Source organism: Hymenobacter wooponensis (assembly GCF_004745865.1).
In the GTDB taxonomy this organism is placed as follows: Bacteria; Bacteroidota; Bacteroidia; order Cytophagales; family Hymenobacteraceae; genus Hymenobacter; species Hymenobacter wooponensis.
Genome location: NZ_SRKZ01000006.1, coordinates 226,546 through 249,750, shown reverse-complemented (window position 1 = coordinate 249,750; position 23,205 = coordinate 226,546). Strand labels below are relative to the sequence as shown.

Sequence of the window (23,205 nt, the reverse complement as noted above, 5' to 3'; positions counted from 1 at the left end):
CAAATACGAAGTCACAGCAGGAAGTTGGCTTCGCTAAGCTAGACGGTATTGAATAGAGGAAGTTGCGGCACTATTCGGATATTAGTTTGCACAAAGCTGGCGGGCAGTGCTTAGCTTTACTAAAACCGGATAGTTGAGTTTTTCTAAGCACTAATTCGCTATCAGGTTTCGTTCCTTAAGGGCAGTGAGTAATACTTATCTTTTTGAGTATCCGCTTACTACTTCGCCTGCTTACTTGCCTCTCTATGCCCGAAAACTTACTGCATCCTGCCCTACCTACTACCGCATTTTCGTTCCAGCATACTTCTTCGCTAGGCCAGTCAGCATGCCCTGGCAATACCAGCGTCTTTCGGCCGCTACAGCGGGCGGCGAGTTGGCTGTTAACGCTGGCTATTCTACTGCTGAGCGGCGCGGCTACCACGGCTCTTGCGCAAGCAACATCCCCTGAGTGCGCGGCCGATGAGAAGTTTGCCAACACCTGGTATTTCGGTTTTAAAGCGGGGCTAGATTTCAATCAGGCCTCCGCCGACTCTCTACCGAAGGTGCTCACGGATGGAGACATGGATGCCCCTGCCGGCTCGGGGGTGATGTCGGATAAAGACGGCAAAATTCTCTTTTACAGCAACGGCGAAACCGTTTGGAACGGAGACGGCACCGTGATGACTAACGGCACAGGGCTGGCGGGCAGCATTTTCACTACCGATGGCCCCCTGCCTATCAAGCTACCGGGTCTAGTCACGGCGGGCCAACCTACGCGTTACCTGCTCTTCACCCTGAAAGACACCGTTGGCCTAAGCTATTCGGAAATAGAGATTCCTGCGGGTGGTGGACCAGGCACCGTGATTGCCGCCACCAAAAACACGCCCCTGGCCCGCGGCACCGCGGAGAAGTTAACGGGTGTATTCCATAAAAACGGCTGCGATATTTGGGTTATTGCGCACGGCTGGGGTAGCGCCAAAACCGGCTTTAACAACCGGGGTAATGCCTTCCTGGCCTATCGTGTGCGAACAACCGGCGTAGACACTACTCCCATTATTTCAACCGTCGGTAGCCTGCACGCGCCGAGCGTGGCGGCCCTGGGCTACAAAGGCCAGATGAGGGTGACCCCTGAAGGGCAACGGCTGGCTCTGGCCCGCTATAGCGAAGCAGTGGGCGACAGCAGTAGCACCGTCGAGCTGTTCAACTTTGACACTGGCACGGGCCAGGTAAGCGCCAACCCGCAGGTGCCGTACATCGTGGACAGTGGGGCCGGCAAATACTACGGTGTGAGCTTTTCGCCCGGCAGCTACCTCTATGCCACGGTGCGCAACCCTCCTAAACTGCTGCAATTCGACATTAGCGGCAACGGGCCAGTTACCAAGCTGGATATTCCGCTTAAGCAGAAGACACCGGCCGATCTGGGCTCAATGCAGACCGCGCCCGATGGTAAGATTTACGTAGCCCGCGACAACCAACCCGCCGTAGGCTTTATTCCCTTCCCCGACTCGCTCGGGGCCAAAATTGGCTACGCCGATGATAGCCTGCAGCTAGGCGGCACTCGCCTGAGTGGCCTAGGCCTGGTCAACTTCAACCAAAGCTCCCTGCTGCGCGTGGGGCCTAGTGCGCAGATAACAGGGTGTCGGCAAATATCCTTTAGAGCCCCGCCCATTGACTTCGACGGGAAGACTTATGCCTGGACGTTTGGTGACGGGAGCACCTCAACCGAAGAAAATCCCGTTCACGTGTACGCTACTCCCGGCAACTACACCGTGACACTACGCATCACGACTAACTGCTTTTGCCGCGAAAGCTCGGGCACCATTCAAGTACCAAATTTGCCGAACCCGGGGAACATCGCCAGCCCGCAAACGCTATGCGCAGGCACAGCCCCGGCTCCGTTAACTAGCTCCGTCGATGCTTCGGGTGACGCTGGCCTACCACTCGTGTACCAATGGGAAACGTCAACAGATAATGCTACTTGGACAAATGCTCCCGGTGCTGCCACCGGACCAACCTATCAGCCATCCGCTTCTCTACCCGTTGGTATAACTTATTTCCGGCGGCGCGCTCTACTGCTGTTGCCCGACCAATCGGGCCCTTACTGTACGCCTAGCTTTACTGCTTCAGTCGCCATCACTATTACGCCAGCCGTAGTAGCGGGCACCATTGCCGCCGACCAGACTGTTTGTGCCGGTAGCCCCGTAGCGCCGCTCACGAGCACTTCCCCGGCTACCGGTGGCACGGGCACGTTTGCCTATCAGTGGGAGTCGTCAGCCGACAATACCAACTGGACACCCGTTGGTAATGCTACTAGTGAAACCTTTGCGCCAGGGCCACTTAGCGCCACTACTTACTTCCGGCGTCAGGTAACTTCCGGCCCTTGCACCACCACGTCCTCCAACGTTGTCACTATTACGGTGGTGCCGGCCATAGTACCTGGTACTATTGCTGCTGACCAAACTGTGTGTGCCGGCGGCACGCCTGCCCCCCTCACTAGTACGGCCCCGGCCACGGGTGGCGCGGGTACCATTGATTACCAATGGGAGTCATCAACCGATAACACTATCTGGGTACTCGTCAACGGCGCCACCGGCGAAACCTTCGCACCTGGTCCGCTTACTGCAACAACCTCCTTCCGGCGTCGGGCAAGCTCAGGCACTGCTTGTGCTCCGGCCGTCTCCAATGTGGTTACCATCATCGTGGCACCGGTACTAACAGCCGGTACCATTGCCGCCGACCAAACATTATGTCCTGGCGCTACTCCTGCTCCGCTTACCAGCACGGCTGGAGCTAGCGGAGGTAACGGCAACTTTGCTTATCAGTGGGAGTCGTCAACCAACAATACTACCTGGACGGCTATAGCTGGCGCTACCAGCCTAACTTTTGCGCCTGGGCCGCTTACGGTCACTACGTACTTCCGGCGCGCAGTTAATACGGGGGCCTGTGGCCCCATATACTCACCGGTGGTTACTCTGACGGTGTTGCCCGCGCTTACAGCCGGTAGCATTGCCGCCGACCAGACCTTGTGTGCTGGCGCTACTCCAGCTCCGCTCACGAGCACTGCCCCGGCCACCGGTGGTACGGGTACGTTTGCCTATCAGTGGGAGTCATCAGCCAACAACACTACGTGGGCAGCCATCTCGGGTGCAACAGGTGCTGACTTCACTCCTGGACCACTCACGGCTACCACCTACTTCCGGCGTCAGGTAACTTCAGGGGGGTGCTCTACCACGCCTTCAAATACCGTCATCATAACTGTGTTGCCAGCGCTAACCGCAGGCACTATCGCTGCTGACCAGACTTTATGCCCTGGTGCTACATCGGCTCCGCTTACGAGCACGGCTCCGGCCACGGGCGGCTCGGGCACCTTCGCCTATCAATGGGAATCATCAGCCGACAACTCGAACTGGAGCGCTGTAGCTGGCGCTACCGACCCCACGTTCGCCCCTGGCCCGTTGTCGGCTACTACGTACTTTCGGCGCCGGGTAACTGCCGGAGCTTGCGGACCAATTGTATCCAATGTCGTTACCATTACTGTGTTACCGGCGCTAACCGCTGGTAGCATTGCCGCCGACCAAACGGTGTGTATCGGGGCCACACCTGCCCCGCTTACGAGCACGGCACCGGCTACGGGCGGTACAGGCACCTTCACCTATCAGTGGGAGACGGGGCCGAATGGGTCGACGTGGACGGCTATAGCAGGTGCAACTGGTGCCGACTTCGCGCCCGGTCCTCTTACGGTCACTACTTATTTCCGACGCCGGGTAACATCGGGAAGCTGTGGGCCAGAGTATTCTAACACTGTAATCCTGACAGTGCTACCCGTGTTGACGGCTGGGGGTATTGGCGCGAATCAGGAAATCTGTACTGGTACTGCGCCGGCGCCGCTTACCAGCGGCGGCGCGGCCACGGGGGGCACTGGCACCTATGCGTATCAGTGGGAGTCATCAGCCGATAACTCGAACTGGACTACCATATCTGGCGCCACTGAGGGCACTTTTGCGCCGGGTCCGCTTACCGCAACCACTTACTTCCGGCGACGGGTAACTTCGGGGACGGGCTCTTGCGCAACGGTGGTTTCAAACGTGGTGACAATCCTGGTGCAGCCAGCCGTTACGCCTACCGTAACCCTGGCCACGCCGCCCGTGCAGTGCCCCGGTACGCCGCTCACCTTTACGGCTGTGTTTACGAATGCTGGCCCGGCCCCTACGTTTCGCTGGCTCGTTAACAACGCCGCTGTGGCCAGCGGCCCCACCTTTACCAGCAGCACGCTCGTCACCGGCGACCAAGTGACCGTTGAGGTAACGGCTACGGCGGGACTGTGCAGCACGGGGCCGGCCGTGGCCACGGTCACGGTGACGCGCACCCCTACGCCGCTGCCTACCTTGGCTATCAGTGTGCAGCCCGGCGGGCCCGTTTGCTTAGGCGCGCCTCTCACGTTCAGCATTGCTAATGTGACGGAAGCCGGCCCGGCCCCTCAGTATCAGTGGCAGGTGAATGGCAACGATGTGCCGGGGGCTACGGGCCCAGTTTTCACTAGCACTACGCTGCGCGAAGGCCAGACCGTGACGCTGCGCCTACGCACCACCAACACGTGCAGCCAGCCAGTGGAAGTGACTTCTAATGGCGTGCCCGTGCGGATTCAGCCACCAGTTGACGTGGATGCCGGCCCCGACCGTGAAATTCTGGCGGGCACCTCTATCACGCTGGAAGGCCGCGCCGACGGTAACTACCCCGTAACCTGGACGCCACAGGCGAGCCTGAGCTTCCGGAACAACGACCCTTTGCGGCCTATTGCCTCGCCCACAGAAACAACCACTTACACTCTCTCGGCTGGAGAAGGAGGCTGCGCCGACAGCGACCAGGTAACGATAACGGTGCGTCCGGCCATCCGGATTCCCAATGCCTTCACCCCGAATGATGACGGCCGCGACGACACCTGGCAGATTGAGTTCATTGAGCAGTTCCCCGAAAACACGGTGACCGTGTTCAACCGCTGGGGCAATAAGATCTTCTCCGCCGAGAACTACAGCCGGGCCAACGAATGGCGCGGCGACATGAACGGTAAGCCCGCTCCGGTAGGTACTTACTACTACGTGGTCGTGACGAAGGGCCCGCTGGGTAAGTCGTACAGCGGTTCGATTACGGTTCTGTATTAATAAAATGTCCTGCTGCGGCATGCCGCAGCAGGACTATCTTCTTGATCAGCATTCAGGCAACTACTGATATGAAAAGAGCTTTAACTCTACTGCTGCTCCCGCTGCTAGTAGCCGCCGTGCCGGCCCTGGCCCAGCAGCAGGCGCAGTACAGCCAATACATGAACAACAATTACATCCTCAACCCCGGCGCAACTGGGGTTGAAGATTACATTGACGTTAAGTTCAGCTACCGCACCCAGTGGACTGGCCTAGAAGGGGCTCCTAAGACATACTATGCCAGTGCCAGCTCCTCGCTGGGCAAGTGGCGCACCACCAGTAAGCGCACCCTGCGCGACCGGCGTCGCCCATTTCATGCTATAGGTGGCCTAGTATACAGGGACGAAACTGGGCCCACCAGCCGGACCGGGGCCTATCTTTCTTACGCGTATAACCTGGTGCTGCGGCCCAACCTGCGAGCGGCATTGGGCGTGTCGGCGGGCATGCAGCAGTTTGCCGTTGATGGGCAGAAACTGCAGTTCTTAGACCCCACCACTGTAGCAGCTAGTGCCGCCTCGCGGGTGTTTGATGGGTCGGTAGGCCTGTGGATATACAGCTCCGATTTTTACTTTGGGGTATCGGGCGCGCAACTGCTGGCCAATAAGCTTGACTTCTCCTACGGGCCCAACTCGCTTGATGCAGGTGAGGGCAACTCCTTGAAGCGCCATTACTTCGCCACGGGTGGGGTGCGGGTGCCGCTTAGCGATGATTGGTCGTTGGTACCGTCGGTGCTGTTGAAGGCAGTGCAACCGGCTCCACTTTCAGTTGACCTAAACGCCAAGCTCAAGTACCAGGATCTGCTCTGGGCTGGCGTCTCGTGGCGCGCCTTCGACTCGTTCGTGGGCATGGTGGGCCTCAGCTATGAGCAGCTCACGGTGGGCTATTCTTATGATGCAGGTCTTTCCCAACTGGCCGGCTACCATGGCGGCAGCCACGAGATACTGCTTGGCCTGCGCCTCAAGAAAAAAGCACAGGTGGTATGTACCAACCGGTTCTGGTAGAAGTTACCTACATCACATAGAGGTCTATGCTGACAGCTCCGTTGTAGCTTGCTAGGCCACTGTAACGATACGGCAGAGTAATGAAGCTTTAGCCGCTATGAGAAAAATACAGATCTGATAAGTCAACAGTAGGGGTTTAGAGATTTGAGTATTTCCAAGGCGAGGAGTATAACTAAACTTATGTAAAGCAACTATTTTGAGAATGATATAGCACTACCTACACGTGTCCTCTATTTTAGAAATCCTGTTTCACCTGGCTTAGCCTGCTGTGCTGATATAGCGGATGTTCATCGTCTCGGACTCATAGTATACAAGCGCTGCGTCGCCGAATACGAGAAGAGTCCCCAGTCCCCGCCCTACGGTCACTCGGATGGCCTCACTTATCTCGAGGATCTGCGCATCAATGCGTGGGTTATCGCTAATGACGTAACACGTGCTGGCTGTTACGCTGTGTCGCTGAAGTGCTTGGCGAATCACCTGTTCTTCAATGCCGTTGACTATTTCAAAAGTTTCTTCTTTCAGAAAACCGCTATGCGATAGGTCCGCAATAAACTTTCTCCGGTTCCTCGGTGAGCTCACAAACTGTATGTAGCGGTCTTGTTTTGCCTTGTTGATAAAACGCTGAATGACTTTTATTTCTAAAGCAAGATTCTGTCCCATAAGTCGTTTTATGTTTAGTACACGGTAAAAACAGCTAGGGAAGAGTCTACCTGCCCATTTTTATCGAGTTGCCACACACTTGAGGGTTTGTGCTGCGAGTTAGACCGGATCAAGAGCGTACGGCTTTTCAGCATACCCTGTGTCGGCAGTCGGTCGAGTTGAAGTATGCTGTCCATTCGCTGATAGTTTCCGCGTGTAACATCGTCATCACCCACAAGGGAGGCTCGAGTAAAATCAAACGTAGAGTCCGTGCGCAGCTGCAGCCAGCTGCCATTGACCCCAGATTCAAAGGAGGCGAATAGCACAACTGGACTTTCAGGCTTGCGCGTAGCAGCGTTATATCCTTGTTGAACCAGCCAGAAAAGCAAGCAAGCTACAGCAAGAAACAGGAAGGATTGGAGAAGCCTACGCATGGCGCAATAGGAGAAGGAGTATACTACTCAAACGTAGTTCAAGTAGACATTTTAATGTTTACAAAAAAGCAAGAGTAATGCGAGTATGAATTAAAAAAGCCCTTGAGCATGTGTGCTTAAGGGCTTTTTTAATATTCTATATCCTATGCTAACTCTACCAGCTGCCGCTGGCGCCGCCGCCGCCGGAGCTTCCGCCCCCAAAGCCGCCAAAACCACCACCTCCGCCGCCCCCAAAACCGCCTCCACCACCGAAGCCACCGCCGCCGAACACGCCACGGCCGCCGCTGAAATCGCCGAAGATGACGGGCGGAATCATAGAGCCACCGAAGCCGCGGTTGCGGCGGCCACCGCCTCCGCCGCCCCGGTTACGGAGCAGTATAAACAGAATCAACATGCCAATAATCAGCCAGAACGTCCAGCCGGAGCCGCTGGTATCACGGCTGCGCTGCCGCTGGGGCATGGTGCTAGGGTCAGCTTTGTATTCGCCTTTCGCTAGCGCAATCAGCTGATCAGTGGCGCGGTCAATGCCGTCGTAATATCGGTTTTCCTTGAAGGCAGGCGCTATGGTATTCGAGATGATTCTTTTGGCTAGCGCATCAGGTATAGCACCTTCCAGGCCATAGCCTGGCTGAATCCGTACCTGGCGCTCTTGCTGCGCTACCAAGATCAGCACGCCATTGTTGTTGTTCTTCTGGCCGATGCCCCAGGTCTCGTAGAGCTTCTGGGCATAGTCGGCAATTTCGTAGTCGCCGAGCGTGGGCACGGTCACTACGGCTATCTGGGAGGAGGTGGAGTCGTTGTAGGCCACCAGTTTATCTTCCAGCCGCTGCACCTCTTCGGGGCGCAGCATCCCAGCCAGGTCATTAACAAGGCGAGGTGGATTGGGACGGGGCGAAACGTCTTGGCCTAGCGCCAGCTGGCTGAGGGCGGGCACAAAGGCCAGCAGCAACACCAGTACTAGCAGCCAACGGCGATACGCAAGGGAGAGTAAGTGGATCATACACGTGGCGGCTTGGAGTCGCCAAACGAGATAGAGTCGTCAAGTTCGTTTTTGTCGGTGGCGGCATTGTACGGGTAGTACCGTTGCAGTTGCTCACCCACCATGCGCACCCCTTGCTCCAGGCCATTCACGTAGCGCTCAGACCGGAAGAGTTGCAGCACGGTTTCTTTGGTGGTCTCCCAGAAGTCGTCGGGCACCATGGAGTTGATGCCAATGTCACCGATAACGGCAAACTGGCGGCTCTCCCAGGCCATGTAAAAGAGCACCCCATTGCGCTGAGCCGTTTTGTGCATGGCCAAATCGGCAAACACTTGGGCGGCGCGGTCGAGGGGCTCGGGGGTGGGGCAGGTGTCTTCCAGATGCACACGTATTTCACCAGAGGTGGTGATTTCCGCCTGCTTGATGGCGGCCACAAGGGCCGCTTCTTGCTCTGGGGTTAGCGGGTTAGTCATGTCAGTTGCGAGTTGACGGTTGCCAGTTGCCAGTAAGCGACTGTCAGTGAAGTACAAACAAACTGGCAACCGACTACTGGCAACTGGCAACTCAATTAGAACTGTACAGTAGGTGCTTTCTGCGAAGCTGGGTCAGCCTCGAAGTAGGGCTTCTCTTTAAAGCCGAACATACCCGAAAACAAGTTGTTGGGGAACGACTTCACGAAGCCGTTGTAGTCGTTGGTAACGGTGTTGAACTTGTTCCGCTCCACGTTGATGCGGTTTTCCGTGCCCTCAATCTGAGCCTGTAGCTCCTGGAAGTTGGCATTAGCCTTCAGCTCGGGGTAGTTTTCTGACACGGCTAACAGGCGGCCTAGGCCAGCTCCTACTTGGCTTTGGGCTTCCTGGAACTGTCGCAGATTTTCGGGCGTCAGGTTCTCAGCGTTGAGTTGCACGCTGGTAGCTTTAGCGCGGGCGTTGATAACGTCGGTCAGGGTCGACTTTTCGAAGTTGGCGGCGCCTTTCACGGTGTTTACCAAGTTCGGAATCAGGTCGGAACGGCGCTGGTAGGCGCTTTGTACGTTGGCCCATTGAGCCTTCACGGCCTGGTCGCGGCTTACCATGCCATTGTAGCCACACGAAGATTGCGAGAGCAGAATTACCAGGCCCGCGAAGTAGAGGAGAAAGCGTTTCATGATTGGGAAAGAGGTAGGAAGTTGGGAAAAGGAGAAACGATGTGAAGTTTGCTGAACCCTAGGCCAGGTCAGCCGGTTACTGCCGGGAGCCATCGAGTTGATGCGAACCGGTGCGCTGCAAAGTACGGATTCAGACAATAGCGGTTGTGTTATAGCTGGCTCCCGCCTCAATTCACTATTTTGCGTGCTTACGCCACGCTCATTGTTCATGAAAGCAGTTATTCCTGTTGCCGGTATTGGGTCGCGCCTGCGGCCGCACACGCACACCCAGCCCAAATCGCTGGTGCCCGTGGCTGGCAATACTATTCTCGGCCACATTATTGACCGGCTCGTTAGCGCCGGGGTGGAGGAGTTCGTGTTCATTATTGGCTACTTGGGCGAGAAAATTGAAAGCTACGTGCGCCGCCAATATCCGCAGCTGCGCAGCTCTTTTGTGGTGCAAGAGCCCCGCGAAGGTATTGCGCACGCCCTGTGGCTGGCCCGCGACCAGTTTCGCCACGAAGCCGACGGCATCCTGATCTTGCTCGGCGACACAATCGTTGACGTAGACTTGCCCGCCGTGATGCGCACGGAAGGCACGGTGCTGGCCGTGAAGGAAGTGAAAACGCCCTCCATGTTTGGCCTGGTAGAAACTGCCAGCAATGGCCGCGTAACCAAAGTGGTGGAGAAGCCGCGCATTCCCAAGTCGAACTTCGCCCTCGTAGGCCTCTATAAAATTGCCAACCCCGACTGGCTGGCCTCGGCCCTGGAGCGCATCATTGATCAGGACCAGCGCACCCATGGCGAGTTTCAGCTCACCGATGCGCTCATGCTCATGATTCAGGACGGGGCCGACATGAGCACCGTTTCGGTGGATAACTGGTTTGACTGTGGTCGCAAGGAAAGCCTGCTGGAGGCCAATGCCCGCCTGCTCAACGTGCCGGAGTTTCTAGGCCAGGTACCGCAGTTCCCTGATACCATCATTATCCCACCGGTCAGCATCGGGAAGGATTGCCAGATCAGCAACTCCATCATCGGCCCCAACGTGGCCATTGGCGACCGGACCATCGTCAAGAATACCATCCTCAGCGACTCCATCATCGGCTCCTACAGCGAGCTGCGCTCCGCCGTCATGCACGACTGCATCGTCGGCTCCGACGCCCTGTTCAAAGGCACCCGCCACAGCCTCAATATCGGCGACAACACGGAGATTGATTACAGCTAATAGCCGCTATGCTCCATTCTCTGAAGAAACTGCTGGGCCTAGTTGCAAGCACACCAGCAGAGCAGCAACCTCATTCGTTGCCTAATGAAGATATAACTGAGCAGTTCCGTCAGCGTGTTAAAAAGGAGTCTGAAGCGAAGGTACTGGCACTTGGTGGGCGTATCTGCGACTGGCTGCCATTACTAGATGCACCAGAACTACGCGAGGTAGTGGATGTTCGTGGCCGCATGAGCGTAGTAAATGCACTTATCAATATTTCCTTTCAGGCGCCAGTTGCAGTCATAAGCGCATGGCTCGCGAAGGAAAACCTGCTAGGCCACCTTTCGCCGGAAGAGGCGGCCATATTAGCAAAGGATGATGAGCATCTGACGGAGCAGGAGTTAGCAAACTTGCGCTGGAACCTGGAAAGCTTGTGGGCTATGATGTGGGCAACGCGTATGGTGCCTGATCTGGACCCCGGTAAGTGGTGCGGCGATAACATGGCGTCGTTGCTACCAAACCTAGAGCGCGGGCAGAGCAATGAAAAGCTTGCTACCCTTAACGCCCTAAGACCAGCAGCTGAGCTGTACCGGATGCTGGACTTTTATTACCGGCTGCACTGGTACTGTGTAGATGAACGGATGCACGGCCGGGCGGCCACCGTTTCGGAATCCCTAGTATATGAGCGGCGGAAAGCGCTGGAGTGGATTTACAACCGCCAGTATGCATGGGACGACGTGGAAATGGGTACGTAACTCTCTTTATCCGACGGATAGTAGCACTACTTCAGAAAAGAGAAACGGATGGGCTGTAACTTCTGAACCGCCACATGTATCCGAGGAGGGCAGATTGTCGTTACTTTAGCCCAATGCGCTACCTCTCTTCCTTTCCCCGCTTGCTGCCTGCTCTAGGCCTGTCTCTGCTACTGTTACCCGGCTGCTATTCCCGCTCCGATATGAAAACGGAGGAGGGCACAGCCACCAAAACGCCTTCCGACGTACCACCGACCGAAGTGCCGGGGGCTGTACCGGTCAGAACGCCAGAGCCAACCGCTGAGGCTGCCACCACGCAACCCTTACAGGCCGTGAACGTGTTTCTGGAAGTGTCGGGGTCGATGGAAGGCTTTATGCCTAAAACCGGTGCTGGTGGTGAGAATACTAAGTTTCAGCAACATGTAGCGCAGTTTCTCTCGGAGGTAAACCGCACCTCAGCCGCCCGGCAGAAAACCTTCTACCGCATCAAAGAGCGGCCCTATAAGGACTCGTACCAGGCCATTTCCGGAACGGTGCGCAGTGGCATTCAGCAGCCCGCCAAGAGTACTGATATACCCTCGGTGCTCGATACGCTGATGACGAATTACTACCGGCCCGGCACCGTAAGCATTCTGATTTCAGACTTCATCTACTCGCCGAAAAACGCGGGCGCCATTCCTTACATCAAGACCGATATTGCCGATGCGCTTTCGCAAAGCGGCGAAAAGTCGGATCTGGCCGTGTCGGTGTATGGGTACACCTCCGATTTCCGGGGCACCTACTACCCAGCGCTGGTAGCCTCAGGTAAGAAAACCAATTGCTGCGACACCGAAATTCCGTACTACATCTGGGTGGTGGGTCCCGCCGGTGCCGTGCGGCAGTTCGACGCGGCCTTGTTAGAGCAGCAGCCTGCTAAGCAAGCTCACTTCGGCGTCACATATCCGCAGCCTAATTACTCGCTGCTCAGCAAATTTCAGAACAAAGGGAGTTGGTACTACGGTGACGCCGGTGCCAGCAAGCGCAACGCCGAGTCGTACCGTGTAATAGCTGTGTCGGAAGCCTCACCCCAGCAACCCATAGAGTTTGTAGTAGGCCTAGACCTAGGCCAGTTGCCCGGCCAGTACCAAGATGCCGCCTACCTCAAGCAGAACCTCAAGTTGCAAGGCGTGGATACGGACGCTAAGCTACTCGATGTGTTTGCGGCTACCGACCAGAACCGCGCCAGTAGCGGCCCCGAAAGCAAGTTCACCCACTTTGCCAAAGTGCGCCTCACCAAGCAGCCAAAGGCCGCTAGGCCACTTGTGTTGCGCCTGCAAGACCAGCGTCCCGCCTGGGTAGCCCAGTGGACCACCAAGAACGACGCCACACCCGCTCCCAAAACCTTCGCATTAAGCTCGCTGCTGGATGGTTTAGAAGCGCAAGGCGGCGCAGAAAAAAAGCCCATTTTCGAAGTGCCATTGACCTTACAGCCAGCTGAGTAGATGTTCAGTGGCCTGCCCAGGACTTTATCAGGGCCTGAATTTTAGCGCAATTGGAATGGTTTTCGTTCATTAACGAAGCCGAATGCTTCAGCTACTGAGTTGTGGCTGTGCTTACAATTTCGTTCCGCCCTTATCGTTCAACGAATTGCCAACGGCTCGTTGGTCCTACTTCCTTCCATGAAAGCACTATTCCGCTCCATTTACGAACTCATCGGTGCCCCTCAGCCGCCCGCCGACACACCCGTATACCGCGACGTAATTTTCCCCAACATCGGACTGCTGAACATTGGCATTTCGCTGGCGCTAGTGGTGATATTCTACTATGTCATCAATCGGATGATGGGCGTGGCTACCTTTAACAAGGGGCGGCACTGGGCAATTTTCCTGGTTATCAACGGCCTAATTGCCTTCGGCTTGGCAGTTAGTCAGGCCCACGCCCAGCAGGTTACAGACCACAGCTACATCTACTGGCTGGCCACTTGGAACGCCATTCTAGGCCTGTTCTGGTTCTTTATTTTCTCTCTGATTCTGCGCAAAGGCTCCACTAACGCGAGCACTACGCCCTTTTAGATTTCGAGAACTTAGAACCGAGACCGTAGGACTGAGAAATGTTCTACCGCGAGGAAATACCCTCAACTAGCGCTCAGTTCTACGCTCTAAGCTCTTCCTTCCAACTCATGGCTAAACTCTTTTTATTCGGTATTGGCGGCACGGGCTCCCGCGTGATTCGCTCGCTCACTATGCTGCTGGCCGCGGGCGTTGACCTGCCCAACTGCGACCGAGTGGTACCCATTATCATCGACCCCGACGCCCACAACGGCGACATGAACCGCACGGTGCAGCTGTTGCAGAGCTACCAGCAGATTTATAAGCGCCTCGGTCCTCGTGAAGAAGGCTTTTTCAAGACTGATATTAGCACCTTGAGCGGTATTTCGCAAGATGTAAACGGCTCGGTGAAGGATACCTTTATCTTCGACTTCGGCGGCATCAACCAGAGCTTCCGGCAGTACCTGAGCTACGATGGCCTGTCGGTTGACTCCAAGGGCCTTGTGGATTTGCTCTTCACGCAGGATAACCTAGAAAGCCCGCTAACCATTGGCTTCCGCGGTTCCCCGAACGTGGGTAGCATTGTGCTGAACAAGCTAGTGGAAAGCCCCGAAATGCGGTTTTTCGCCGATAACTTCCAGGACGGCGACCGGGTATTCTTCGTGTCGAGCATCTTCGGCGGTACAGGCGCCGCGGGCTTCCCGCTCATGCTCAAGAACCTGAAGGATACCAACACGCGCCTCAGCAATGCCCGCTATCTGCGTGATGCACCAACCGGCGCCGTGACGGTGATGCCCTACTTCGCTCTGCAGAGCGAGGACAACGCCGTCATTGACTCCAACAACTTCCTGACGAAAACCAAGGCGGCGCTCAGCTACTACGAGCACAACCTCCAGGGCCTCGACGCGCTGTACTACCTCGCCGACACGCCCGATACGCCCTACGAAAACCAGCCCGGCGGCACCCAGCAGAAGAACAAGGCTCACGTAATTGAGCTGCTGGCGGCCCTAAGCATCGTGGACTTCATGCGCTACTCGCCCGCCGAGCTGCGCACTGGTGGCCCGCACTTCCACGAGTATGGCCTTCAAGCCGACGCGCCGGAAATTCAGTTCAGCCACCTGCCCGATGAGTCGCGTGAAATCATTGCCAAGCAGCTCACGCAGTTCCTGTACTTCACGCGCTACCACAAGCAGCACCTGCCCACCGACAAGGCACCCTACGCCGACAACCTGAAGCTGGACTACGCCATGCGCAACGAGCCCATCTTCCGGGAGCTAAACACCTTCCTGCACAGTCAGGACTCGGGCGTAGATCAGTGGCTGCAGGAACTGGCCCAGAACCGTCGTTCCTTCCGCCCCTTCGACCTCCAGACCGATGATTTCAACGCTATGATCCTCGGCAAGCCCGTGGAAAAGAAGTGGAACGACTTCTTCAACAAAGGTCTCAGCCACAACTACCTCCTCGACAACCTCAACAAAACCGAGAAGTCCATCCAAGAACCCGACAGCTTCCGCAAGATGCTGGAATTGTTCTATGATGTGACAGATAAGGCGTTTGCAGAGAAGGTGAAGGTGGTATAACCCCACCCCAACCTCTCCCCACAGGAGAGGGACTCTAGTTCTAGTTTCTAGTCTAAAAGAAAAGTCACCCCGAATGACCTTCGTCTGGCTCTCCCTCTCCCCAAGGGGAGGGGGCCGGGGGGTGGGGTTCCGATATGGCCAAAGTCCTTCGCTTACATAATAATGGCTCCCAGCAGGTTCAAGGCTGGCAGAAAACGGCGCCGGTAACGAGCACCGAAATCAATACCGTAACGGACCCGGCAGGGGGCAAGTCCCGTAACTTGGCCGTAAGCATCCCGACGCCTTTTGCGCGGATGCACCTGTTTGAGACGGCTTTCGACTTCCTGGCCCGCGAAGGGCAGCGTAACCCCGGCTCGGTGTACCACGAGCTGACGACCCACTTCTGGGATCTGCTGGAGCTACTCTACAACTACCACCTCTACACCCAGGCTGGCCGCAAAATCACGCTGCGCCGCTGGAATGCCGAGGCCGAAATCCGCCGGATGCGGCAGGAGGAGGGCACGCGCCTGCTGGGCGAAACCCTGCAGCTGTACATGCAGGACGAGCGTTTCCGCGACTTCACCGACATGTATTTGGTGTACTATGAGTCGCCGGAGCTGGCGGGCGGTACGCGCCTGCTGGGCGGCACCTCACCGTTGACGATCCTGTTCACGGGCCCCGAGGTGAAGCCCCTAGACCTGGAGCGCCCCCAGGCACGCGGCCACTATTTCGACAAGCAAACCGTGCTGCTCGAAGACCGCGACCCGCAGTTCCGGGAGTTCGTGTACGAGCTGTTCCTGGCCTACCCGCAGCTGCAGCGCCGCGAGTTTGCTGGCAGTGTGTATGCCGGCCTCGACCGTAGCAAAATCAACCAGCTCCAGATGCAGGGCGACCGGAGCGCGCAGCAGTTTGCGGCCCGCTACCCCGCGCTGGTAGACGTGCACGGCAACCTAGTGAGCGTGAAAGGCGTGCCGCTGCCCGGCCGCGCCGATCAATCGGCCGTAACCAGCTCCGACCTGTTCATTCAGCCCACGCGCGAAGCCATTGCCGGTCGGCCTAGGCCATTGGTGCTACGCCCCAACCTGACGATGCCTGGTGCGAATTACCTCAACGGCCAGCCCTGGGACGACCGTACGCCGGTACCGTATTACGACGAAGTAGCCCTGGAAAGCCGCGTGCTGCCTGGCAAGGGCTTCAAGTACCCTTATCTGACGGTAGGCGACTTGCTGGAAGACTCGCTGGTGGAACTGCCCTATGAGTTGAATACCCAGCGTTTCCACACGGGTAAAGTCACGTTCCAGTACGGCGCTGACGGTCAGGGCCGCGCCCGGTTCCCCTACCTGCTGCCGCTGAAGCAGGCGTTCTTCGAGTACTTCACCGAGAATGAGCTGGCCGAGCTGCTCACCTTCACTATTGATCTGAGCCACGTGCGCGTGCAGCTGCGGGTGCCGGTGCAGGCGGGGCGCTTCATTACGTTTGAGCGTAGCTACTACACCAATCCGCAGAACCCGAAGGATGCCCAGGGCCGCGAGATTCTGGAGAAGGGCCGCATTGTAAAGGCTACTGTAGGCGTGGGCGTGTTCCCCTTCTACAAGGTGCGCTACCAGCCCGAGTACAACGACCTCTACAAGGTGATGCTAGTGGATGCCGACAACTCGCCCACCATGCTCAGCCGCCGCTACGACCTGCAGTTCTTCGTGAATGGGGAGCGAATCACGGAGCAGGGTGCCGCCCGCCGCGCCACTCGCTACGAGCGCACTCAGAAGAGCATGGCCACCGCAGGCAGCACCTATTATGAGGTTACCGGCACCCACTTCGACCTAGTGGAGTTGACCTGCCCGCCCGCCACCATTGGCGCTGAGCCGGCCCGCGGCCTGTTCGTGCCACGCTGGCGCGAACTGGACCGTGGTACCCGTCGCTTCACCTTCGCGGTAGACTTTGGTACCACCAACACCCACATTGCCTACGCCGATTCGCCCACCGCGCACCCGCGCCCGCTGACTATTGGCGAGGCCGATGTGCAGGTGGAGTGGCTGCACGCGCCGGTAGCCGATGCGGGCCTCTCGGCCGCGCAACGCTACCGCACGGGTGCCGGCCAGATCTGGACCTACATTGCCACTCTGCAGAATCGGGAGTTTGTGCCCTCGTTTGTGGGCGAAGGCGGCTCAGTATATGAATTTCCGATTCGGACGGCGGTCTGCGAAACCACGTCGTTTGCCAATGAGCCCGCCAAGGTGTTGAGCAACATCAACATCGGTTTCAGCATCAACACCGAAAACGCTTCGGAGCTGCCACAGAACCGCTTCATCACCAACCTGAAGTGGTCGGCGGAGCTGGACCCGCAGGGCGTGTCGCGCATTGAGGCCTTCTTCAAGGAAATTCTGCTATTGCTTCGCCACAAAGCGGCGCTGCACGGCGGTATTCTGGAAGATACCCGCGTGGTATGGTTTGCCCCGCTGAGCTTTGATGGCTTCCTGCGCAACCAGTTCCAGCAGGTCTGGGATGAGTCGTTCCAGCAGGTGTTCAAGGCTCGTCGCCCCACTATTTGCCTCACCGAATCGGTGGCGCCGTACTATTACCTCACGGCCACCAACCAGGTAGTGCCCAACCGCGACGAAAACGTGGTGAACATCGACATCGGCGGCGGTACCACCGACTTGCTGCTCTTCGCCGACCAAAAACCGGCCTACAGCACCTCGTTCCGCTTCGCCGGCGACGACCTGTGGGGTGATGGTTACGCCCGCGTGCAAGGAGCGCCCAAGCAAAACGGCTTGCTCCGCCTCGGCGTAGGCCACGCCGAAAGCCTGCCCGACTCCGAGCAAAACCAAGAGTACAAAGGCTACCTGCGCGCCGCACTCAGCAACACCGATTTTGGCTCTGCTGACGTGACCAGCTTGCTGTTTAAATACGATGATGCCTTGCGCTTCACCCAGGCCCTAGGCCTTGGAAAAGGGCGGCAGCTGCGAGTGCTATTCTACCTGCACTACACTAGCATCATCTACCACACGGCGCAACTAACGAAGCACCTCGGCCTAAAAACGCCGCGCTACCTGTGCTTCTCCGGCAAAGGCAGCCTCTACCTTCGTCTGTTGGCCGGTGGCAGCTCCCTGGTAGCTATCGAGAAGATTACCAAAGCCATCTTCCATGCTGTAACCGGCACCGAGCCACCGCACAACTTCCGCGTCATCCTGGCCGACAACCCCAAAGAAGCTACCACCAACGGCGGCGTGCTCTTCGAGGAAAAGACCAACACGTCGGACTACGACAGCATCAAGCCCGTGAAGTACAGCGGCGCTGTAGATGGTACCGAGCTTAACCAGCAGCGTCTGAAACTGAACCAAGTAGATGCCACGCTGAAAGACACGGTACTGGAAAACGTGCGCAACTACCTCACCCTCGTACTCGAAGGCGACGAGGTGGCGCCTTACCTGCGCGAAGTAGGTGTAGACGTAGACCGTCAGCGCGTGAAGGACATTCTGCAGCGCGAAATCGAAGATAGCTTAAGCCTAGGCCTGCACCAGTTCCAGCGCCAGCTTTCCAGTGATGAAACCCTGCCTGAAACGCTGTTCTTCCTGCCACTGAAACAGGCGCTCTACAACCTGAGCCGCGAGCTACAGTCGTAGTATTAAACGTCACCAGAGCTAAAACTAGCTCCCCTCCTCGGATGAGGAGGGGAGCTAGTTTCTAATTCTAGTTTTCTACCGCACTCCCTACCCAACACCCTATGATCCTTTCCCGTCGCGCTGCTTCTTTGCTTACTGGCCTACTGCTTTTGGCAGCGGGCGCTCGTGCCCAAACGCCGCTAGGCCAGCCCACGCTGGATGAACAGAAGGTGCAAATATGGTGTGCCACGGCTCGCTATGTGTACGACGACAACGGGCGCTCCAACCTTAAAAGTCAGTTGCAGTGCGGTAGCTCGCTAAATGCGTTTGAAGCCAGCATCAAGGCCGACAGCCAGCGAGTGTATAGCGCCTTATATCAGCCACTGGAAGGCAAGGGCACGATGTATAAGGGCCTCGGCTCTAACTCATCGCGGCTGCAGAAACTGACGACGGAAATCATCAATCGGCTAAAGGCTTCGCCTGCCCGTCGTGCCAACCCGGCCCGGATGCAGCGACTGGCTACCCTCGAAACGGCCCTGAACAACTATGTGCAAAACGGTACGCCAATCGGCGACCTAAGCAATGCTGAGGCGGCTACGGAGCAGGTAGATACCACTACAGCTGCCGACAATACCATGACGGCAGACTCGCAGGATGCTGGTTTAGCAGAAGCGGGTGTAGCCTCCACCACGGCCAGTGCTACCAGCAGTGGGGCAGGGGAGAGCTTAATGAATAAGTTCTTCGGGCCCTTGGCGCTGATTATGTCGCTGCTAAGCTTAGTGCTCTATTACTTACTGCGCCGCAATATTGATGGCTTCCAGAAAGAGTTGGGCGCCCGTATTGACAAGCGTCGTGATGAGATTCTGGCTCTGCAAAATGCTCCGGCCGGTGGCCCTAGGCCAGGTGTTGCGCCGGCTGCTGACCGTCTGACTCCTGCTCAGCAGCGTGAGGTAGAAAAGCTGGTGCAGCAACGCGTGGAGGAAGAAGTGAAAAAGCAACGAGGCCAACTGGCTGCCATGGCACCCGCTGCCATAGTAGCTTCTACTCCAGAAAAGGTGGCGCCACAACCCACTCCGGTAGCTCCTGCGCCAGCGCCACGTGTTGAACCCCAGCCGGCTGCGCCAGTAGCCTCGGTTTACTCAGCGCCTGTGCCGATGACCGAAGTACCTTCCATGCCCCCGGTAGTACCGGCTGGTGCACCTACGGCTTCTCCCCGCGACGAATTTGAGAGCCTAGTACCGCCGGTGCAGTTGCCCACTCCGGCGGCCCCCGCTGCTCCGGCTGCTGCGGTTCAGCAAACGCGCTACGTGAAGGTACCCGTGAATGGTACTTTCAACGAGTACGACTTCAGCGATGAACCTCAGCACGACAGCATCTATGAAATTCACCTTGATCCGCAGTGGCCGGAACTGGCTACGTTCAGCGTAACCACTAACCCGGCAGTACACGCCTACGCCATCCAGAGTGCCCAGTACTCCCTGCGCGAAGCCTGCAAGTACCAGCAGCCCAGTGGCCCGGTCACGCGCATTGTAACGGAGGAAGAAGGGGTGCTACGCAAGGTGGCCGGCAACTGGCAGATCGAGCAGAAGGCCTCCATTCGATTTGAATGAGTTATCGGGCACAGCTGAACCGTGCAAGGCGAACTGATTTGCCATTGGCATGGCGGCTTAGTTCATTTCGTTCTTGTCTAGTTTGTTGTATGTGGTTGGTAAGGCAGCATCAAGTGCTGCCGCGAGACTGGTATGAAAGGCAGCTATTACCATTTTACAATGAGCAGTTCAAGCTAGCTAGTTTGAGTACGCCAGACATAGATGCCCTAATGGGCGATTCGCTCTTGCAAAAAGCTGTTCTAGATTTAGATCGACGGCGTAATATTTATCTGTTTAGCATTCATCTTTATCAGAAGCGAAGGATTCGGGAAAAAGCCTGTGGTTCTCGCTCAGGAAGTCGGCTTGCTCTGCCCTACAATAGCTTTTTGCCTAACGAATGGCTCGAGCGCAGCCAAGTTGCGTAGTTTTAGCCATGCTTGAAATCATTCTTGAAGTTGCTGTAGTGGCCATCGTGGTAGGCCTGCAGATCCGCACGTTTCTGCGGACGCGGGCCAATGCCCAGCGGCTGGCCCAACTGTATCCCTCGAAGGAGGCGTTGCGTGTGGAGCAGCGTATTGTGCTGCCCGACGGCCGCGACTTGCCCGATTATGCCGCCGATGCGCCTGCTGATGCCTTTGCCTCCAACCTCATCAAGGCTGAAAATGCCTCGCCGGAGTTCCAGGAAATCCTGCTTGACACCAACGACTACCTACGCCACAACAAAGGTGCCGCCGCCGACTTTGGGATTCTAAAGGATATATCGGAGCGGCAAAGTGAAGTGCTGGACAACAGCGTGCAGGCCAACGTAGCCACGCCGCTTTATCTAGGCCTGTTGGGCACTTTCCTAGGTGTAATTCTAGGCCTATTGGGCATTGCCCGCAATGGCGTGTCGGATGAGAATGCCCTCACGCCGTTCCTGACCGGTGTACTGATTGCCATGACAGGCTCCTTTGTAGGCCTGTTGCTGACGTTGCTCGGTAACGGAGTACTGCGCCAGGCCCGGGAGCAGCTCGACCGCAAGCAGAACCAGTACTACACCTTCCTGCAGGCGCGCCTGCTACCGGTACTGCACGCCGATATGGCCAGCTCGCTCACCAACCTAAAGTCGGTGTTGGATGCGTTTAATCAGCAGTTTGTAGGCCAAGTGGAGTTGTTCAACCCCTTGATGGACAAAGTCACCCAGAACATCAAGGTACAGAGCGACTTCCTGGAGCGGCTCGATACGATTGGCTACGATAAGATGGCCGCTGCTAATATTCTGGTGTTTGAGAAAGTGCGGGAGTCGGCGGAGATGTTTGCGGCCTTTACAGGCTACCAGCAGAAGCTCAACGATATGCTAGCCAAAGGCTATCAATCGGCGGAAAGCGTGAACAGTATTCTCGACCGTTTGCGTGGTTTTGAGAAGGGCATCAACGACCTAGGCCAGTACATTGGCGGCAACAACAACTCAGTGCAGCTCATGCTGGATTTCTTCCAGAAGCACCAGGTAGAGCTGCGCAACCTCCGCGACCGGGCCGAGCAGCACATTGACCAAGCCGGCGTATCCCTGGCCGACGTGATGACGCAACGATTGGCCTACAATGAGCGGCAGGCTCAACTGGCCTACGAGAAGTGGCAGCAGTACTTCGAACGCCTCAACGCCGACAACATCTTCGATAAGCTGCTGAAACAGCTGGAGCCTTTCCAGAACCTCAACGTGCAGCAAGCTGACCTCAGCCGCGACGTAACGGCCACCCAGCGCGAGCTGATGCGCAAAGTAGAGCTAGACTCACAGATTCAGGCGAAGCTATTGAGTGAGCTTTCCAACCTGAACACAGTGCTGGTGAAAGCGACTTCCAAGAACCGTTTCCAGCGCTTTATGGATAAGCTTTTTGGAGGCGTACGGCCGCAATAATTTCTCAGCGCTTATGAAGAGGTTTCAAGTAGGTTTAGGATTGTGCCTGAGCTTTTCATTTGCTGGATATGCTCAGCAAAGCGAAATAGTTAGGATTAAAATTCCTGTTCAGTATAGCAAGTTATACAGCGAGGAGCTCATCAAGCGACTAGTGATTCTACCAGAACTTGATAGGACAGCGTACATTTTTGCCGCCGATACTACTTTAACCACGCTAGAAGTATGTGGAGGAAATGGCGTATACTATTTCGGTCAAGGACCAACTGATCATACCTCCGCCAGGTATCGGGTTGCTATTAAGGTTGGAGATGAATTACAGTATGCCCGAGATGGCAAAAGTCAATTAGAACATAAACAACTCGTTAACAACTACTATGCAAAGACTCTTAACAGCGATAAGTGTGTCACTTATGACACAAGTGTTTCATTGAATACGCAAGTCATTAAGTTGATCAAGCTCAACAATAGAAAAACATCCAGCGATAAGTTTTAGAAACTATTGCCCATATCCATGAACAACACCACCTCCAACAAACGCCAAAGCAACGACTTCTTCTGGCCCAGCTACGTAGACCTGATGACGTCCTTGTTCGTGGTGATGCTGGTGCTGTTTGTGTACAGTTTTAAGCTGTTCAAAGACCGGGAAGGAGAGCTGCAACAGGCTAACGGCGAGCTAAAAGCTAAGGCCATTGAGCTGGAGCAGATTACCAAAATTCGCCGCTCTCTGCAGAAATTGGAGGGCAGATACTTTAAGTACGACCCCGCCAATGAGCGGCACGAGTTGCTGGTACCGGTGCAGTTCAAAGCGGGCCGCGACGAGATACAGGAGGCCTACAAGCCGGCCTTGCTGCAAGCCGGTCGCACGTTGCGCTCGGTTCTGAAAAATATCAAAACTGACCAGCCCGTGCGCTACCTCGTAATTGTGGAAGGTATGGCCGCCCGCTACCCCCAGGGCGACCCGCGCAACAAGGCCGAGGAGCAGACTACTTACCAACTCAGCTACCGTCGGGCTCTCAACCTGCTGAACTTCTGGGAGCAGAACGGTATCAACTTCGGGCAAGACCGGAGCATTGAACTGATTATTGGCGGCAGTGGGTTTTATGGCACTGGGCGTTACCAGGGCCGCCGCGAGGGGGATAATAAGCGCTTCCTGATTCAGGTGATTCCGAAGGTGGGCCGCATGTAGTAACCCCGACTTTAGGAGTTGTGGGTTATCTTCGGCGCC

16 protein-coding genes are annotated in these 23,205 nt (G+C 56.5%); 12 read left to right on the top strand and 4 right to left on the bottom strand.

The window, feature by feature from the left end:
• The first annotated feature begins 245 nt into the window (after positions 1-245).
• Positions 246-5,138, top strand: coding sequence for a T9SS type B sorting domain-containing protein (locus tag EU557_RS20165; protein WP_135532285.1), 4,893 nt, complete (start codon positions 246-248; stop codon positions 5,136-5,138).
• Between the two features lie 68 nt (positions 5,139-5,206).
• On the top strand, positions 5,207-6,175 hold the full coding sequence (locus EU557_RS20160) for a PorP/SprF family type IX secretion system membrane protein (RefSeq protein WP_135532284.1): 969 nt from the start codon (positions 5,207-5,209) through the stop codon (positions 6,173-6,175).
• A 258-nt stretch (positions 6,176-6,433) separates the two neighbouring features.
• On the opposite strand, the gene EU557_RS20155 is transcribed toward EU557_RS20160, so the two are convergent.
• The 4 genes from EU557_RS20155 to EU557_RS20135 all read right to left on the bottom strand — a co-directional run bounded on the left by EU557_RS20155 (position 6,434) and on the right by EU557_RS20135 (position 9,374).
• The gene (locus tag EU557_RS20155) at positions 6,434-6,835 is read right to left on the bottom strand and encodes a hypothetical protein (RefSeq protein ID WP_135532283.1); all 402 of its coding nucleotides are present in this window, start codon (positions 6,833-6,835) and stop codon (positions 6,434-6,436) included.
• A 567-nt stretch (positions 6,836-7,402) separates the two neighbouring features.
• Positions 7,403-8,248 (bottom strand): TPM domain-containing protein, encoded by an 846-nt coding sequence (locus EU557_RS20145; protein ID WP_135532281.1) that lies wholly within the window; start codon positions 8,246-8,248, stop codon positions 7,403-7,405.
• Positions 8,245-8,700, bottom strand: a complete 456-nt coding sequence (locus EU557_RS20140) for a TPM domain-containing protein (RefSeq protein ID WP_135532280.1) — start codon at positions 8,698-8,700, stop codon at positions 8,245-8,247. Before EU557_RS20140 ends, EU557_RS20145 begins: the two co-directional genes overlap by 4 nt.
• Positions 8,701-8,795: 95 nt before the next feature.
• The gene (locus tag EU557_RS20135) at positions 8,796-9,374 is read right to left on the bottom strand and encodes a LemA family protein (protein ID WP_135532279.1); all 579 of its coding nucleotides are present in this window, start codon (positions 9,372-9,374) and stop codon (positions 8,796-8,798) included.
• A gap of 208 nt (positions 9,375-9,582) precedes the next feature.
• On the opposite strand from EU557_RS20135, the gene EU557_RS20130 reads away from it, so the two are divergent.
• The 10 genes from EU557_RS20130 to EU557_RS20085 all read left to right on the top strand — a co-directional run bounded on the left by EU557_RS20130 (position 9,583) and on the right by EU557_RS20085 (position 23,166).
• Entirely contained in the window at positions 9,583-10,578 is a 996-nt protein-coding gene (locus tag EU557_RS20130; protein ID WP_135532278.1) for a sugar phosphate nucleotidyltransferase, read from the top strand.
• A gap of 8 nt (positions 10,579-10,586) precedes the next feature.
• Positions 10,587-11,312, top strand: a complete 726-nt coding sequence (locus EU557_RS20125) for a DUF4272 domain-containing protein (RefSeq protein ID WP_135532277.1) — start codon at positions 10,587-10,589, stop codon at positions 11,310-11,312.
• Between the two features lie 113 nt (positions 11,313-11,425).
• Positions 11,426-12,790 (top strand): hypothetical protein, encoded by a 1,365-nt coding sequence (locus EU557_RS20120; RefSeq protein ID WP_135532276.1) that lies wholly within the window; start codon positions 11,426-11,428, stop codon positions 12,788-12,790.
• 177 nt (positions 12,791-12,967) lie between these two features.
• Positions 12,968-13,360 carry a hypothetical protein gene (locus tag EU557_RS20115; RefSeq protein ID WP_135532275.1) on the top strand — a complete coding sequence of 131 codons (393 nt, stop codon included), beginning with the start codon at positions 12,968-12,970 and terminating at the stop codon, positions 13,358-13,360.
• Positions 13,361-13,467: 107 nt separating this feature from the next.
• Entirely contained in the window at positions 13,468-14,916 is a 1,449-nt protein-coding gene (locus EU557_RS20110; protein ID WP_135532274.1) for a hypothetical protein, read from the top strand.
• A 134-nt stretch (positions 14,917-15,050) separates the two neighbouring features.
• Positions 15,051-18,518: a hypothetical protein gene (locus EU557_RS20105; protein WP_135532273.1), complete on the top strand. Its 3,468-nt coding sequence runs from the start codon at positions 15,051-15,053 to the stop codon at positions 18,516-18,518.
• A 101-nt stretch (positions 18,519-18,619) separates the two neighbouring features.
• On the top strand, positions 18,620-20,107 hold the full coding sequence (locus tag EU557_RS20100) for a hypothetical protein (RefSeq protein ID WP_135532272.1): 1,488 nt from the start codon (positions 18,620-18,622) through the stop codon (positions 20,105-20,107).
• Between the two features lie 412 nt (positions 20,108-20,519).
• A complete protein-coding gene (locus EU557_RS20095) occupies positions 20,520-21,980 on the top strand; it encodes a hypothetical protein (RefSeq protein ID WP_135532271.1) in 1,461 nt (486 codons plus the stop codon).
• Between the two features lie 13 nt (positions 21,981-21,993).
• On the top strand, positions 21,994-22,473 hold the full coding sequence (locus tag EU557_RS20090) for a hypothetical protein (RefSeq protein WP_135532270.1): 480 nt from the start codon (positions 21,994-21,996) through the stop codon (positions 22,471-22,473).
• Positions 22,474-22,491: 18 nt separating this feature from the next.
• The gene (locus EU557_RS20085; RefSeq protein WP_135532269.1) at positions 22,492-23,166 is read left to right on the top strand and encodes a hypothetical protein; all 675 of its coding nucleotides are present in this window, start codon (positions 22,492-22,494) and stop codon (positions 23,164-23,166) included.
• The last annotated feature ends 39 nt before the right edge of the window (positions 23,167-23,205 follow it).

Coding starts and splice junctions, on each gene's coding strand:
- EU557_RS20145 (WP_135532281.1), bottom strand. CDS start 8,248: ATGATCCACTTACTCTCCCTTGCGTATCGCCGTTGGCTGCTAGTACTG.
- EU557_RS20140 (WP_135532280.1), bottom strand. CDS start 8,700: ATGACTAACCCGCTAACCCCAGAGCAAGAAGCGGCCCTTGTGGCCGCC.
- EU557_RS20135 (WP_135532279.1), bottom strand. CDS start 9,374: ATGAAACGCTTTCTCCTCTACTTCGCGGGCCTGGTAATTCTGCTCTCG.
- EU557_RS20095 (WP_135532271.1), top strand. CDS start 20,520: ATGCTTGAAATCATTCTTGAAGTTGCTGTAGTGGCCATCGTGGTAGGC.
- EU557_RS20085 (WP_135532269.1), top strand. CDS start 22,492: ATGAACAACACCACCTCCAACAAACGCCAAAGCAACGACTTCTTCTGG.
- EU557_RS20110 (WP_135532274.1), top strand. CDS start 13,468: ATGGCTAAACTCTTTTTATTCGGTATTGGCGGCACGGGCTCCCGCGTG.
- EU557_RS20100 (WP_135532272.1), top strand. CDS start 18,620: ATGATCCTTTCCCGTCGCGCTGCTTCTTTGCTTACTGGCCTACTGCTT.
- EU557_RS20155 (WP_135532283.1), bottom strand. CDS start 6,835: ATGGGACAGAATCTTGCTTTAGAAATAAAAGTCATTCAGCGTTTTATC.
- EU557_RS20125 (WP_135532277.1), top strand. CDS start 10,587: ATGCTCCATTCTCTGAAGAAACTGCTGGGCCTAGTTGCAAGCACACCA.
- EU557_RS20090 (WP_135532270.1), top strand. CDS start 21,994: ATGAAGAGGTTTCAAGTAGGTTTAGGATTGTGCCTGAGCTTTTCATTT.
- EU557_RS20105 (WP_135532273.1), top strand. CDS start 15,051: ATGGCCAAAGTCCTTCGCTTACATAATAATGGCTCCCAGCAGGTTCAA.
- EU557_RS20130 (WP_135532278.1), top strand. CDS start 9,583: ATGAAAGCAGTTATTCCTGTTGCCGGTATTGGGTCGCGCCTGCGGCCG.
- EU557_RS20160 (WP_135532284.1), top strand. CDS start 5,207: ATGAAAAGAGCTTTAACTCTACTGCTGCTCCCGCTGCTAGTAGCCGCC.
- EU557_RS20165 (WP_135532285.1), top strand. CDS start 246: ATGCCCGAAAACTTACTGCATCCTGCCCTACCTACTACCGCATTTTCG.
- EU557_RS20115 (WP_135532275.1), top strand. CDS start 12,968: ATGAAAGCACTATTCCGCTCCATTTACGAACTCATCGGTGCCCCTCAG.
- EU557_RS20120 (WP_135532276.1), top strand. CDS start 11,426: ATGCGCTACCTCTCTTCCTTTCCCCGCTTGCTGCCTGCTCTAGGCCTG.